This is a genomic window from Pseudomonas sp. PDM26, assembly GCF_019219185.1.
Lineage (GTDB): Bacteria > Pseudomonadota > Gammaproteobacteria > Pseudomonadales > Pseudomonadaceae > Aquipseudomonas.
On sequence record NZ_JAHUWC010000022.1, the window covers coordinates 1 to 13,862 of the forward strand.

At 57.4% G+C, this 13,862-nt stretch carries 12 protein-coding genes and 1 pseudogene; 9 read left to right on the forward strand and 4 right to left on the reverse strand.

Annotated elements, in window-relative coordinates; translation table 11 throughout:
* Positions 1-663: 663 nt before the first annotated feature.
* Both KW849_RS30125 and KW849_RS30130 read right to left on the reverse strand, forming a co-directional pair.
* Positions 664-2,868 carry an OsmC domain/YcaO domain-containing protein gene (locus tag KW849_RS30125; protein WP_218433633.1) on the reverse strand — a complete coding sequence of 735 codons (2,205 nt, stop codon included), beginning with the start codon at positions 2,866-2,868 and terminating at the stop codon, positions 664-666.
* A 77-nt stretch (positions 2,869-2,945) separates the two neighbouring features.
* The gene (locus tag KW849_RS30130; RefSeq protein ID WP_218433642.1) at positions 2,946-3,824 is read right to left on the reverse strand and encodes a LysR family transcriptional regulator; all 879 of its coding nucleotides are present in this window, start codon (positions 3,822-3,824) and stop codon (positions 2,946-2,948) included.
* 100 nt (positions 3,825-3,924) lie between these two features.
* Between KW849_RS30130 and KW849_RS30135 the strand changes: the two genes are divergently transcribed.
* From KW849_RS30135 to KW849_RS30175, 9 genes and pseudogenes are all read left to right on the forward strand, one after another.
* Entirely contained in the window at positions 3,925-5,316 is a 1,392-nt protein-coding gene (locus KW849_RS30135; RefSeq protein WP_218433644.1) for an aldehyde dehydrogenase family protein, read from the forward strand.
* A 300-nt stretch (positions 5,317-5,616) separates the two neighbouring features.
* On the forward strand, positions 5,617-6,393 hold the full coding sequence (locus KW849_RS30140; RefSeq protein ID WP_108219308.1) for an ABC transporter substrate-binding protein: 777 nt from the start codon (positions 5,617-5,619) through the stop codon (positions 6,391-6,393).
* Positions 6,394-6,485: 92 nt separating this feature from the next.
* Complete coding sequence (locus tag KW849_RS30145; RefSeq protein WP_218433646.1) at positions 6,486-7,175, forward strand: ABC transporter permease; 690 nt, start codon at positions 6,486-6,488, stop codon at positions 7,173-7,175.
* A gap of 13 nt (positions 7,176-7,188) precedes the next feature.
* Complete coding sequence (locus KW849_RS30150) at positions 7,189-7,887, forward strand: ABC transporter permease (protein ID WP_218433648.1); 699 nt, start codon at positions 7,189-7,191, stop codon at positions 7,885-7,887.
* A gap of 8 nt (positions 7,888-7,895) precedes the next feature.
* Positions 7,896-9,008, forward strand: coding sequence for a succinylglutamate desuccinylase/aspartoacylase family protein (locus KW849_RS30155; RefSeq protein ID WP_218433652.1), 1,113 nt, complete (start codon positions 7,896-7,898; stop codon positions 9,006-9,008).
* An 18-nt stretch (positions 9,009-9,026) separates the two neighbouring features.
* Complete coding sequence (locus KW849_RS30160; protein ID WP_218433657.1) at positions 9,027-9,791, forward strand: ABC transporter ATP-binding protein; 765 nt, start codon at positions 9,027-9,029, stop codon at positions 9,789-9,791.
* 127 nt (positions 9,792-9,918) lie between these two features.
* Entirely contained in the window at positions 9,919-10,827 is a 909-nt protein-coding gene (locus KW849_RS30165) for a MurR/RpiR family transcriptional regulator (protein ID WP_108219313.1), read from the forward strand.
* 157 nt (positions 10,828-10,984) lie between these two features.
* Positions 10,985-11,731: a metallophosphoesterase gene (locus KW849_RS30170; protein WP_218433668.1), complete on the forward strand. Its 747-nt coding sequence runs from the start codon at positions 10,985-10,987 to the stop codon at positions 11,729-11,731.
* A gap of 127 nt (positions 11,732-11,858) precedes the next feature.
* Positions 11,859-12,083: pseudogene (locus KW849_RS30175) on the forward strand (gfo/Idh/MocA family oxidoreductase); the annotation flags it as partial.
* A 191-nt stretch (positions 12,084-12,274) separates the two neighbouring features.
* On the opposite strand, the gene KW849_RS30180 reads toward KW849_RS30175, so the two are convergent.
* Together KW849_RS30180 and KW849_RS30185 are read right to left on the reverse strand one after the other, a co-directional pair.
* Positions 12,275-12,520, reverse strand: a complete 246-nt coding sequence (locus KW849_RS30180) for a hypothetical protein (protein ID WP_218433671.1) — start codon at positions 12,518-12,520, stop codon at positions 12,275-12,277.
* Between the two features lie 251 nt (positions 12,521-12,771).
* Positions 12,772-13,053 (reverse strand): hypothetical protein, encoded by a 282-nt coding sequence (locus tag KW849_RS30185; protein WP_218433673.1) that lies wholly within the window; start codon positions 13,051-13,053, stop codon positions 12,772-12,774.
* Between the last annotated feature and the right edge of the window lie 809 nt (positions 13,054-13,862).

The following is a 13,862-nucleotide window of genomic DNA, read 5'->3' on the forward strand; positions in this document are numbered from 1 at the left end:
GATCAAACTCTTCAGTTCAAACATCTTTGGGTTTTGAGAAAACCCTAAACTTGGCTCAGCAATCGTTGGTTACATCTTTGATTTCTCGCGGAGTAACTTGTGATGCTGATAATCTGTTGACTAGCAGTCTGACTCCACAAGCACCCACACGAATTGCTTGATTCAGTTGTTAAAGAGCGGTTGGTTAAGAGCTTTCGTCTCAACCGAGGCGCGCATTCTACAGCAGCCTCATTTGCTGTCAAGTGATTATTTTCTGAAGTTTTCCAAGTTTCCTTTTCAACTTCAACCACTTGCGCTTCAGATCTCTCTTCAGCGGGAGGCGAATTCTACAGCGTTACACGCTGCTGTCAACACCTCTTTTTCAACTTCCTTTTGGCTTCGATGACCTGAAGCAACCTGCTGTCAAAACTGCGTAACTCGTTGTTTACCAAGGAGTTTTCCGTTTCGACTGCGCCGGAAGTGGGGCGAATTATAGACATCTATAATCTGCCGTCAAGCACTGATTCGGGTTTTCTATCAACAACCTGCAAATCGCCCCAAAGGACGCCTATATAGAAGGACCAGAACGCCCTTCTATATAGAAGAGCTTCCTCATAGGCAGCCACAGCCCATGTCATAGCCAAAAAACAAAAAAGCACCCAAGGTGCTTTTTTGTTATCGCTATCAGCTGTACAAAGCCGCCACCCTCGCCCGCGCCATGTGCAGCTTCTTGTAGCTGTCGATCAGACGAAGGTGCCTGTCGAGCCCTTCCAGTTTCATGCTCGTCGGCGTCAGACCGTAGAAACGTACGCTGCCATCCACGGACCCTATCGCTGCGTCCATCCGCTCGTTACCGAACATCCGGCGGAAGTTGACCTCGTAGTCGCTCAGTTCCAGATCGTCGTCCAGCTGCATTTCCAGCACGACGTTCACGGCTTGATAAAACAAGCCGCGTTCGACGGTGTTGTCGTTGTATTGCAAGAAGGCTTCCACCAGATCCTTGGCCTGATCAAACTTCTGCAAGGCGAGATAAATCAGCAGCCTCAGCTCCAGGATCGTCAACTTGCCCCAAGGCGTGTTGTCGTCGAACTCGATGCCGATCAAGGTGGTGATGTCGGTGTAATCATCCAGCTCGCTGTTTTCCAGACCCTGGGCCAGCGTTCTCAGGCCGACCTTGCTCAGACTGTGCAGATTGAGGATGTCGGCGCGGAACTGCAGCGCTTTGTTGGTGTTATCCCAGATCAAATCTTCTACCGGATAAATTTCCGAGTAATCCGGCACCAGAATGCGGCAGGCCTTGGCGCCGATGTGCTCATAGACCGCCATGTACACTTCTTTGCCCATGTCTTCGAGAATGCCGAACAAGGTCGCGGCCTCTTCGGCATTGGAGTTTTCGCCTTGACCGGAGAAATCCCACTCAACGAATTCGAAATCCGGTTTGGCACTGAAGAAGCGCCACGAGACCACACCGCTGGAATCGATGAAGTGCTCGACGAAGTTGTTCGGCTCAGTCACCGCCTGACCTTCGAAGGTCGGCTGGGGCAGATCGTTCAGTCCTTCGAAACTGCGCCCTTGCAGCAGTTCCGTCAGGCTGCGCTCCAGCGCCACTTCCAGGCTTGGGTGCGCGCCGAACGAGGCAAACACGCCACCGGTACGCGGGTTCATCAAGGTGACACACATCACCGGGAACTCCCCGCCCAGCGATGCATCCTTGACCAGCACCGGGAAGCCCTGCTCTTCCAGGGCCTGGATACCCGCCAGAATGCCCGGGTATTTCGCCAGCACTTGCTGCGGCACATCCGGCAGGGCCATTTCGCCTTCGAGGATTTCGCGCTTGACCGCTCGCTCGAAAATCTCGGACAGGCATTGCACCTGAGCTTCGGCCAGCGTGTTACCGGCGCTCATCCCGTTACTCAGGAACAGGTTTTCGATCAGGTTGGACGGGAAGTACACCACCTCATTGTCCGACTGGCGCACAAACGGCAGTGAACAAATGCCACGCTGGGTGTTGCCGGAGTTCGTGTCGTACAGATGCGAGCCACGCAACTCGCCATCCCGGTCGTAAACCTTCAGGCAGTACTCGTCGAGGATTTCAGTCGGCAGTTCATCCTTCGAGCCAGGCTTGAACCAGCGCTCGTCCGGGTAATGCACAAACGCCGCATTGGCGATGTCTTCGCCCCAGAACTGATCGTTGTAGAAGAAGTTGCAGTTGAGCCGCTCGATAAACTCGCCCAGCGCCGATGCCAGCGCGCCTTCCTTGGTCGCGCCCTTGCCGTTGGTAAAACACATTGGCGAGTGTGCATCGCGGATGTGCAGCGACCACACATGGGGGACGATATTGCGCCACGAAGCGATTTCAATCTTCATGCCCAGGTCGGCCAGGATGCCCGACATGTTGGCGATGGTTTGTTCCAGCGGCAGGTCCTTGCCCACAATGTAGGTGCCCGCTTCGCCAGTCGAATGCGGCATCAGCAACGCCTGGGCATCGGCGTCGAGGTTTTCGACCTCTTCAATCACGAACTCAGGCCCGGTTTGCACCACCTTCTTTACCGTACAGCGGTCGATGGAGCGCAAGATCCCCTGTCGGTCCTTGGCGGAGATGTCCGCCGGCAATTCGACCTGAATCTTGAAAATCTGGTTGTAGCGGTTTTCCGGATCAACAATGTTGTTCTGCGACAGGCGGATATTTTCGGTGGGGATATTGCGAGTCTCGCAATACAACTTCACGAAGTACGCCGCGCACAACGCTGACGAAGCCAGGAAGTAATCGAACGGCCCCGGTGCCGAGCCATCGCCCTTGTAGCGAATGGGTTGATCGGCAATCACCGTGAAGTCGTCGAACTTGGCCTCAAGTCGAAGGTTGTCGAGAAAGTTGACCTTGATTTCCATGCGTGCTTACCAGAATAACGAGCTAAACGATTTGGCCGCCATTATCCGGTTTTTCAGCGCAGACCGTTAACTTTCCACTATTTTTCGACCAACACCACCCCACGCTCCTCAAGCAAACGCACAAACATCGTCAGGCTCTGCGACACCGTCCCCCTGCGCCACACCAGCCAGGTGCGCAGATAGCGGAACGACTCCGACAACGGCCAGACGCTGACCGTCGTGCATCCAGGCATGCTTTCGAGCATGCTGCGGGGCATCAGCGCCAGGCCGGCACCGGCGCTGACGCAGGCCAGCATGCCGTGATAGGACTCCATTTCGAAAATCTTGCCGGGCACCGCCGCGCCATTGGCGAACCAGCTTTCGAAATGATGGCGATAGGAGCAGTTGGAGCGAAAGGCATAGATGTTTTCGCCATTCACATCCTTGGCCTGATGAATCGGCTCATGGTTGAGCGGTGCGATCAGGACCATTTCCTCTTCGAATGCCGGCACGCCCTCCAGTGCCGGATGCAACACCGGGCCATCGACAAATGCCGCGGCCAGCCGCCCTGACAGCACCCCATCGATCATCGTCCCGGAGGGGCCGGTGGACAGGTCCAGCTCGACCTTTGCGTGCTTCTGGTTATAGGCGGCCAATAGCTCTGGAATGCGTACCGCTGCAGTACTTTCCAGCGAGCCCAGGGCGAAGGCTCCTTGCGGTTCTTCACCTGCCACGGTGGCCCGCGCCTCCTGAACCAGGTCGAGAATACGCCGAGCGTAATCCAGAAAGCTCCAGCCAGCCGGCGACAGGCGCAGACGACTCTTCTCGCGGATAAACAGGTCCACCCCCAAGTCCAGCTCGAGCTGCTTGATCCGGGTCGTGAGATTCGATGGCACCCGGTGGATATGCTGGGCGGCCACGCTGATGCTGCCGTGCTCGGCGACAGCCTTGAAAATTTCGAGCTGAACCAGATCCAATTCATTCTCCAAACGTGAACGTTATGCTCAGTATTATTCAGTTTCCATAAAACATATACCCCCATAACCTGAGCACATTCCCACCCCGCAGGACGGTGCCATGACCAACGTTTCCAGCCTCACCCATGCCATTTCGATCAACCCGACCACCGGCGAGCAGATCGGCCATTACCCTTTCGAATCCGATTCGGCATTACAGGCCGCGCTGACGCGGGCCGCTACCGGGTTTCGTGCCTGGCGCAGCAAGCCGGTTGAGCAGCGCGCGCAGCTGTTGATCAACCTCGGCCAGGCCTTGCGCAACAATGCGCAGGCCATGGCGAACATGATCACCCAGGAAATGGGCAAGCCGATTACTCAGGCCCGCGGTGAAATTGAAAAATGTGCGCAGCTCTGCGAGTGGTACGCCGAACACGGCCCCGCCATGCTGAGTTCAGAACCGACCTTGGTTGAAGGCGACAAGGCACGCATTGAATATCGCCCGCTCGGCCCGATTCTCGCCGTCATGCCGTGGAACTTCCCCATCTGGCAAGTCCTGCGCGGCGCGGTCCCCGCCTTGCTCGCCGGCAACACCTACGTGCTCAAACACGCGCCAAACGTCATGGGTAGCGCCTACCTGCTGCTGGAAGCCTTCCAGCAAGCGGACTTTCCTGAAGGTGTTTTCGAGGTCATCAATGTCACGCCGGAGGGTGTATCCAGGGCGATCGCCGATCCACGTATCGCGGCAGTCACCCTCACCGGTAGCGTCCGTGCAGGCATGGCCATCGGCGCTCAGGCCGGAGCCGCACTGAAGAAGTGTGTATTGGAACTGGGCGGCTCCGACCCATTCATTGTGCTCGACGACGCAGACCTCGATGAGGCGGTAAAAGCCGCGGTGATCGGGCGCTTTCAAAACACCGGACAAGTCTGCGCCGCCGCCAAACGCCTGATTGTCGAGCAAGGCATCGTCGAGGAATTTACCCGCAAGTTCGTCGAGGCCACCCAGCAACTGGTCGGCGGTGATCCACTCGCCACCAACACCTACATCGGCCCGATGGCTCGCTTCGATCTGCGCGACGAGCTGGATCAACAGGTGCGCGACACACTGGAAGAAGGCGCGACGCTGCTGATGGGTGGAAAGAAGGCTGAAGGCCCCGGCAACTACTATGAGCCCACGGTACTCGGCGACGTGACCGATCAGATGACATCGTTCAAACAGGAGTTGTTTGGTCCTGTGGCCTCAATCATCACGGCCCGAGACGCAGCCCATGCGCTGGAGCTGGCCAATGACAGCGAGTTCGGCCTCACCGCCACTATCTTCACGCGCAATGTCGAACTCGCCCGGCAGATGGCCGGCGAACTTGAAACCGGCGGCGTGTTCATCAACGGCTATAGCGCCAGCGATCCCCGTGTCAGTTTTGGTGGCGTGAAGAAGAGTGGCTTTGGCCGTGAGCTCTCGCACTTCGGGGTGCGCGAGTTCTGTAATGCGCAAACGGTTTGGCTGGATCGACGCTAAGGACAGCGCAGTACTGCGAACTGGCTCAGTTTCCGACTGCGCAAAAACCTTGATACCGGAATAAAAAAACGGGCGCCTTATCGGCGCCCGTTTTTTTTGCTCAAAGGATTGATGACACAGGTGAGGTCAGTCCACCAGTGCCCTGCGTGCAGCCTTGCTCTGATATGCTTATTTTCATTAAGTTGATTTGTGAATTATTTTATGTCATTTATACCCTCGCAAATCATCAGGACAGTCCACCTCGCCAGACCGGACGGTAACCCCGTATCACCCCAACGCCCCATCCAAGGAGTCAACAATATGTACAAGACAGAACTTCTAGGTGCTCTGGCACTGTGCGCCGCAAGCTTGCTGGCACACGCCGACGACGACAGCCTGCGTATCGGTATCGAAGCCGCCTACCCGCCCTTCTCCTTCAAGACGCCAGAGGGCAACGTCAGTGGTTTCGATTACGACATTGGCAACGCGCTGTGCGAAGAGATGAAGGTCAAATGCGAGTGGGTCATCCAGGAATTCGACGGCATGATCCCGTCGCTGAAAGTGCGCAAGATCGATGCTGTGCTGTCGTCGATGTCGATCACTGAAGACCGTATGAAGTCGGTCGATTTCAGCAAAAAGTACTACCACACGCCGGGCAAGTTCGCGATGAAGACCGGTAGCGTGATCAACGACCCGCTGGTCGATCTCAAAGGCAAGAAACTGGGCGTGCAACGCTCCTCGACCTATGACCGTTTCGCCACCGAGCAGCTTGAGAAAGCCGGCGCCCTGGTGGTGCGCTACTCCTCGCAAAATGAAGCCTTCCTCGATTTGGCAGCGGGTCGCCTGGACGCCACGCTTGCAGACATCGTCAACACCGATGAGAGCTTTATCAAAACACCATTGGGCAAGGGTTTCGCACTGACAGGGCCGGACATCAACGACCCGAAATACTTCGGCAGAGGCGCCGGGATCGCGGTGCGCAAAGGCGACAGCGCGAACGTCGCCCGCCTGAGTGCAGCAATTGACGCGATCCGCGCCAATGGCAAGTACCAGCAAGTGATGGGCAAGTACTTCGCCTTCGATATCTACGGCGAATAAGCCTTTATCCGAAACCCTGGCGCCGGCCCCTTGCGGGCGCCGCTTTTGGCTTGTCTTGCGCGCCTCCCGGCGCTCGCTTGAGGAATTTCATCATGCTTCACGGCTACGGATCGAGCATTCTCGATGGCGCCTGGCTGACCATCAATCTGGCCCTGACCTCCATGACCATGGCCATTTCCCTGGGCCTGATCGGCGCAGCCTTTCGTTTATCGCCGTTCAAATGGCTGGCGGTGCTGGGCGAAGGTTACACAACCCTGATTCGCGGTATTCCTGACCTGGTGTTGATCCTGCTGATCTTCTACGGCGGCCAGGATCTGATGAACCGCATTGCCCTCGCACTCGGTTACACCCGGTACATCGACATCAATCCCTTCATCGCCGGTGTCTGCACCATGGGCTTAATTTTCGGTGCCTATCTCTCGGAGACCTTTCGTGGCGCCTTCATGGCGATCCCTAAAGGTCAGGGTGAGGCTGGCGCGGCCTACGGCATGAGTGGCACTCAGGTGTTCTGGCGGATTCTGGTGCCGCAGATGATTCGTTTCGCCATTCCCGGGTTCACCAACAACTGGTTGGTACTGACCAAATCCACCGCGCTGATCTCGGTGATCGGTTTGCAGGACATGATGTTCAAAGCCAAAAACGCAGCGGACGCCACCCATGAGCCGTTCACGTTTTTCCTCGCGGTTGCCGCGCTCTACTTGATGCTGACCAGCGTGTCATTGCTGGTGCTGCGCTATCTGGAAAAACACTACTCGGTCGGCATCAAAGCCGCCGAACTGTGACTGGGAGCCCCCCATGATTCTCGACTACAACCTGATCTTGGAAAACCTGCCGCTGTATTTCAACGGCGCTTTGGTGACCCTGAAAGTGCTGCTGATTTCCCTGGCCGTTGGCCTGGTGCTTGCGGTTCCGATAGCGCTGATGCGCGTCTCCCGATCACCGCTGATCAACCTCCCGGCCTGGCTCTACACCTACGTGATTCGCGGCACCCCGATGCTGGTGCAATTGTTCCTGATCTACTACGGGTTGGCGCAGTTCGAAGCGGTACGTCAAAGCGCGCTCTGGCCTTACCTGTCCAGCGCGACCTTTTGTGCCTGCCTGGCCTTCGCAATCAATACCAGCGCCTATAGCGCGGAACTCCTGGCCGGCAGTTTGAAGGCCACGGCCCACGGCGAGATCGAAGCCGCCAAGGCAGTGGGCATGTCGCGCCTGACCTTGTACCGCCGCATCCTCCTGCCGTCGGCCTTGCGCCGGGCGCTGCCGCAGTACAGCAACGAAGTGCTGATGATGCTGCAGACCACCAGCCTGGCGTCCATCGTCACGCTGGTGGATATCACCGGTGCCGCGCGAACCGTCAGTTCGCGCTTTTATCTGCCGTTCGAGGCATTCATCACTGCCGGCCTCATCTACCTGGCCCTGACCTTCCTCCTGGTTCGTCTGTTCAAGCTGGCCGAGCGCCGCTGGCTGGCCTATCTGGCACCGCGCAAGCACTAAGGAGCGTTATGAAGCACATTCAATACCTTTTGCCGTGGAGTGCCTCGGGCACAGAACGAAAGTTGTCGCTGTTTCGTTTTGGCAGCGGGCCGCGCAAGGCCTACATCCAGGCCTCCCTGCATGCCGACGAGCTGCCGGGGATGCGCGTTGCCGTCGAACTCAAGCGCCGTCTGCAAGAACTGGAAGATCAAGGTCGCCTGACCGGGGTGATCGAACTGGTGCCGATGGCCAATCCGATTGGTATCGCACAGATGTTCCAGGCCACCCATCAGGGGCGCTTTGAGTTCTCCAGCGGGAAGAACTTCAATCGCGACTTCCCGGAACTCGCCGAAGCCGTGGCGCAGCAACTGGAAGGTCAACTGGGCAACGATGCCAGCGTCAACATCACACTGATCCGCCGCGCCATGGGCGATGCCCTGACCAACATGCCGGCACCGACATCGGAACTCGATGGCTTGCGGCGCCTGTTGCTGCAGCATGCTTGTGATGCCGATGTGGTGCTGGACCTGCACTGCGACTTCGAGTCGATCATGCTGCTGTATGCCATGCCGCAAAACTGGTCCCGCTTGTGCTCATTGGCCGCCCGCCTCGGCGCTGGCGTGGCCCTGCTGGCCGAGGCGGCGGGAGGCAACGCCTTCGATGAAGCCTGCGCAATTCCCTGGCTACGCCTGGCCGAGCGCTTTCCTGAAGCGAATATTCCGCTGGCGTGCGTGGCCACCACGATTGAATTGCGTGGCATGGCTGACACCGAGCCCGAGCAATGTGTCGACAGTGCCCAGGCCATTCTCGGCTATCTCGCCGAGCAAGGCCTGATCAGCGGTGACTGGCCTGTAGCGCCGCCGAGTCGTTGTGAAGCGATGCCTTTCGCTGGCGCGCAGTATGCCTATGCGCCGCACCCGGGGGTGGTGAGTTATCTGCAACCGTTGGGTGCCCACGTCAAGGTCGGCGATCCGCTCTTCGAAGTGATTGATCCACTGACCGATCACCACAGCGTGGTGCACGCCAGCACCGACGGCATCCTGTATGCCCGTGAACGCCTGCGCTTTGCCCAGCCCGGTTTGTGGTTGGCCAAAGTGGCCGGTAACGCCCCTATTCGCCAAGGCCGTTTGCTCAGCGACTGATTCCAGAGAGTTGAAACCATGTACAAACTTGAAATTCAGGATCTTCACAAAAGCTACGGCGCCCACGAAGTGCTCAAGGGCGTGTCCCTGGAAGCGAAAGCCGGTGACGTCATCAGCATTATCGGCTCCAGCGGCTCCGGCAAAAGCACCTTCCTGCGTTGCATCAACCTGCTGGAGCAACCCAACGCCGGCAACATCGTGCTCAATGGCGAACAGCTCAAGCTGGTGACCAATAAACTCGGCGGGCTCAAGGCTGCCGAACCCAGGCAGTTGCAGCGCATGCGTTCGCGGCTATCGATGGTGTTTCAGCACTTCAATCTCTGGTCGCACATGAGTGCCCTTGAAAACGTCATGGAAGCTCCGGTGCATGTGCTTGGCATGAACAAGCGAGAAGCCCGGGAAAAAGCCGAACACTACCTGAACAAAGTCGGCGTGGCACACCGCATGGACGCCTGGCCGGCGCATATGTCCGGTGGAGAGCAACAGCGCGTGGCGATTGCCCGTGCACTGGCCATGGAACCTGAAGTGATGCTGTTCGATGAACCGACTTCGGCACTCGACCCCGAGCTGGTCGGCGAAGTACTTAAAGTCATGCAGGATCTCGCACTCGAAGGACGCACCATGGTGGTCGTGACCCACGAAATGGGCTTTGCCCGCGAGGTTTCCAATCAACTGGTGTTCCTGCACAAGGGGCGGGTCGAAGAGCGCGGCAATCCGCGTGAAGTGCTGGCCAATCCACGGTCCGAGCGTCTGCGGCAATTTCTGTCCGGGAGTTTGAAGTAAGACCGCCGCCCACCCATCCACTGCTCGGCGCTGCCCTGACAGGGTTGGCTTCGGATACACTCCAGCCAATCTTGTCAGGGCATCAGGCACAGCCCTTCTCTCACCTTCAGGAAATGTTGAGCTGGATATGCCAACCCCATCGAAAGACACCACTGTCTATGCCGCACCGGTCATGCGCAAACTGACGGAAATCGTTTCCGAACTGCCGCCGTCACTGCGCAAGGTGGCGGACTTTATCCTGCGTCACCCGCTCAAAGCCGCGACGCTGACCATTGAGGAGATGGCACACGAGACATTGACCTCTCCCGCCGCCGTCAACCGTCTGGCCAAAGCGCTGAACCTCGGTGGTTACACCGGCATGAAGGCCGAGCTGGTGGCGACTTTGCAGCAGATGGTGTCGCCGGTCGACAAGCTTCGCAATGAACTGGCGCATCGACCGGGTGGCGCATTTGGCCTGCATGAGCAAATCCAGAGCGCCACCAGCAACCTCGCCACGGCAGCGACCAACAACCATGAAGATGCCTTTGAAGCGTTCGTCACCCGCCTGACCGAGGCACGTAAAATCTACATCCTCGGCTTTGGCAACAGCGTCTACTTCGCCGGTCTGGCCGCCTCGACCCTGATGCCCTTCTGTGCGGACGCCACCGCCATCAGCATGGAAGGCGGCAACGAAAACGCCGCTTACCGCCTGGCCGCCATCACCGATCAGGACGTACTGCTGGCGATCTCCCTGCCGCGTTATTCCCTCGACACCCTGCAACTCGCGCGTTTTGCCAATGAGCGCGGCGCCTCGGTGCTGGCAATCACCGACTCACCCGCATCGCCTCTCACCAGCATTGCCGAACACGTGCTATTTGCCCCCGCCGACCATCCGGTCATGACCAGCTCCAACATCGCCGTGCTCGCCTTGATCGAAGGATTGGTGGCGGGTGTGATGGCCCGCAATAAAGAAGCCGTCAAGTTGGCGACAGAGCTGACCGAAAGCGTAATGTCTTACCTGCATATTCCTTCCAGCAGTAAATCGCCGAAAAAGTGATGGTTCTTGGGGGTAGATGTCCCTGCAGTTGGGCGGAAACTGACGGGGCGAACGATCAACGTTAGCCGAACGGCATCTCCCGCCCCTCCCACTTATTTTTATTTGTTTCATAATTGACCTGCCAGCCTGCCGGTGAACGGCAAGCGGAGGACTTTGCATGCTCCAGACGACCGAGGTATCGCGCGTGAAGCGCTTCGCCGCAAACACGGCGGGTCGGGATTTCGCTGTCGGCGATATTCACGGACACTTCACCCGACTGCAGTCTGCGCTAGACAAGGCCGGCTTCGAACCGTCGGCAGACCGACTGTTCAGCGTCGGAGACCTGATTGACCGAGGCCCTGAATCTCTGGACGTCGATGAATGGCTTTTACGCAAGCCCTGGTTTCATGCTGTGCGCGGCAATCATGAGCAGATGAGCGTCGATTCGTACGCCGCTGGCTGCACCGGCGCTCAAAGCTACATGCACTTGATCAATGGTGGAGCTTGGTTCTACGGCCTCTCCAGCATTGAGCAGGACTGCTACGCGAACATTCTCCAGGACTTGCCGCTGGTGATCGAGGTCGAGACGGCGCAAGGCCTGATAGGCATCGTGCACGCCGATGTACCTCAGGGCAGCTGGGGAGAAATGATCTGTGCACTATCCGGATCGGAATTCGAAGCGGATCACATAGCCGCAACGCTCCTGTGGTCGCGCAAGCGGATCACTGAAGAAAACCCATCAGGCGTGGAGGGTATTCGGGCAGTGATCGTGGGCCACACGCGTCTGAGTCAGCCTGCCGTACTCGGGAACGTGTATCACATCGACACTGGCGGCTGGATGGATGGCCACTTCACGCTGCTGGATCTCGCCACCTTGCAATGCATCCCACCCATCAACCCAAAGCTCAGTCACGACTGGGATTAACCACCTTCTGCCGCCACGAACGGCATGGAACATCACAATCGATGACCTGATCGGTGAGATCATCAGCTTTCAAGGCGAATTCAGCGAAGACCTCATGGCCGATCCAGCGCCCCCTGGTCGCGGCGCTGCGAGGCCGAACCTGCCTGGATACGCAGCGTTCAGTCCAGCGCCGGGGCATCAGCTGGGCTACAACGAGTTGAAGACGCTGGAAGTGCATGAGCTGATCATGGCCTTGGCCGGACACGGGCAAGCCGGCACTGATTTCGAGCAAGCCCTGGAAGTGGAGCGACTGGCGGCGGCGGTTCGATTGGCGGCACGGGAACAGCGCTGGGTCAACATCAGCGAGGTTTGATCGCGGATAACGCCGCCAATCGGCGGCAATGACGCTATTGCCCTCGGACATACTGTCGATGGGGCCGCCGGCGTGTTCAAACCGGACCTCTAACAGGTGATAAAAGAACAGGCATCTACGAGACCAGCGAAAAGGTCTCGTGAGCATTTAAGGATAAGAGCTTGGCGCAGTTAAAGCGCGATCCCGGAAACCTACCGAGCGATACTCGGTGATTGTTTTGTCCAGAGGAGGTTTATGGCATCTGTTTCAAGCCTCAGGTTGTTACCGACCCTGAGCCAGAACAGTACGTCGTTAGGCGTCAATACGCTGAAAAAGATCCAGTGCCCCGAGCCGTCAGCCTTTTCCTCTACGTCTGCAACGTACAACGCGACCTCGCTTTCGCTAAGTTCCAAGGCATCGGAGATTTCTCGCTGTGTCGGCTTTCTTACGCTGCTCATAGTGAAATCCATTTCTTGAACAAAGTGCTGAAAGCATAGCTGAACACCGAAACCTGGAATCTCCACCTGTCGCTTCCGGTCACGCAATGGCAGGAGACTGCGTCAACGCTCCTGATCACCCTCGCCACGGTGCCGGCCGAAGAGTCCGCCCGCATTGCGAGCATGTCGCGACCTGAAATCGCAGTTACGGAAAAGTAATCGCGACAGTTTGAAGCGTTTGCCAGAACGGGTATTGAAACCTGAAACTTCAATTACTGCGGGGGCATGGTGTCCAATGCCTGCGCATGAGCATCAATCATCACCTGAAGGGCGTTTGACACATGCGGATGCCCAACCCAGCGGTACGAAGCACTTCCAAGTAAGCCGGCTGCCGCGTTGTCCATCAGGCTTTTGACATCAAACCCGCTGGCGATGGCCTCTCCAATAATTGCTACAAGGGCCTGCTCAAGTGCAATTTCGCGATCAGTGACCATTTCATCTCCTTGAACCGGCTCCATGCCGGCCATAGAGATAAATAGCTCAAAAGAAATCAAAATGCCACTACCTCTGTCGCATCCAGTCACGGAGGGCGGCGCATGCAATGGGGGCATCAGGGCATCGCTTTGGGTGGATGCCCAAGACCTGCTCGGGGCGGTGACTTCATGATTATCTTACTGATGGCAGCGCTGCTCTACATGCCCTGGCTCATCTACAAGGGACCACGACGCCAAGGGTTCACCCCGCCAGTCACCTCAGGGGAGAGTGTGTGTAACGCGACTGGCGAGGCGAACGATTGAACGTTAGCTGAATGTCTCAGCCTGTCGCCTGCACCTTGTCTGAATGGGTGCCCACCCTGACCAGTTGCTGGCCATTCAGTAATCCGTCTGAAACACACCAGGCCGGGCGAGCGAGCGATCATGACTTTACCCAGCGCAGCGCCAAGTGTCCCGAACACAACCCTGAACAAAATTAACATTGAGCCTGCCGGTGAACGGCGGGCCAGGAATCGCCATGTCCGTTTTTCAAATGGGTCGCTTGATAAGGCGTGTTGATGTTCAGTCGCTGTAGCCAGACGGGAAGTTTCTTTGCGATTTTACGTTGCCCGACATCCGCGACACCCGGCGCCTTATCCGCACAAGTATATTTTGAAGTCGCCACTACTCCTTCAGATACATCAGTCAACTTCTTTAAATATATAACCCGGCATCAAACCATCGAAGGCGATCAATACTCGCCTCCCATCGCGCTAATATACCCATTACCTACCATCACATTACACCGCATTGAACAGTAATTATTGGGCGCATTCCAATACGTATACTTCCCACGAATAACGCAACGCTTTGATAAAAGCTCAGCCCAA

Excerpts from the sequence above, each read along its gene's own strand:
- KW849_RS30125 (WP_218433633.1), bottom strand. The coding sequence starts at position 2,868 with ATGGAAATCAAGGTCAACTTTCTCGACAACCTTCGACTTGAGGCCAAG.
- KW849_RS30135 (WP_218433644.1), top strand. The coding sequence starts at position 3,925 with ATGACCAACGTTTCCAGCCTCACCCATGCCATTTCGATCAACCCGACC.
- KW849_RS30140 (WP_108219308.1), top strand. The coding sequence starts at position 5,617 with ATGTACAAGACAGAACTTCTAGGTGCTCTGGCACTGTGCGCCGCAAGC.
- KW849_RS30145 (WP_218433646.1), top strand. The coding sequence starts at position 6,486 with ATGCTTCACGGCTACGGATCGAGCATTCTCGATGGCGCCTGGCTGACC.
- KW849_RS30150 (WP_218433648.1), top strand. The coding sequence starts at position 7,189 with ATGATTCTCGACTACAACCTGATCTTGGAAAACCTGCCGCTGTATTTC.
- KW849_RS30155 (WP_218433652.1), top strand. The coding sequence starts at position 7,896 with ATGAAGCACATTCAATACCTTTTGCCGTGGAGTGCCTCGGGCACAGAA.
- KW849_RS30160 (WP_218433657.1), top strand. The coding sequence starts at position 9,027 with ATGTACAAACTTGAAATTCAGGATCTTCACAAAAGCTACGGCGCCCAC.
- KW849_RS30165 (WP_108219313.1), top strand. The coding sequence starts at position 9,919 with ATGCCAACCCCATCGAAAGACACCACTGTCTATGCCGCACCGGTCATG.
- KW849_RS30170 (WP_218433668.1), top strand. The coding sequence starts at position 10,985 with ATGCTCCAGACGACCGAGGTATCGCGCGTGAAGCGCTTCGCCGCAAAC.
- KW849_RS30180 (WP_218433671.1), bottom strand. The coding sequence starts at position 12,520 with ATGAGCAGCGTAAGAAAGCCGACACAGCGAGAAATCTCCGATGCCTTG.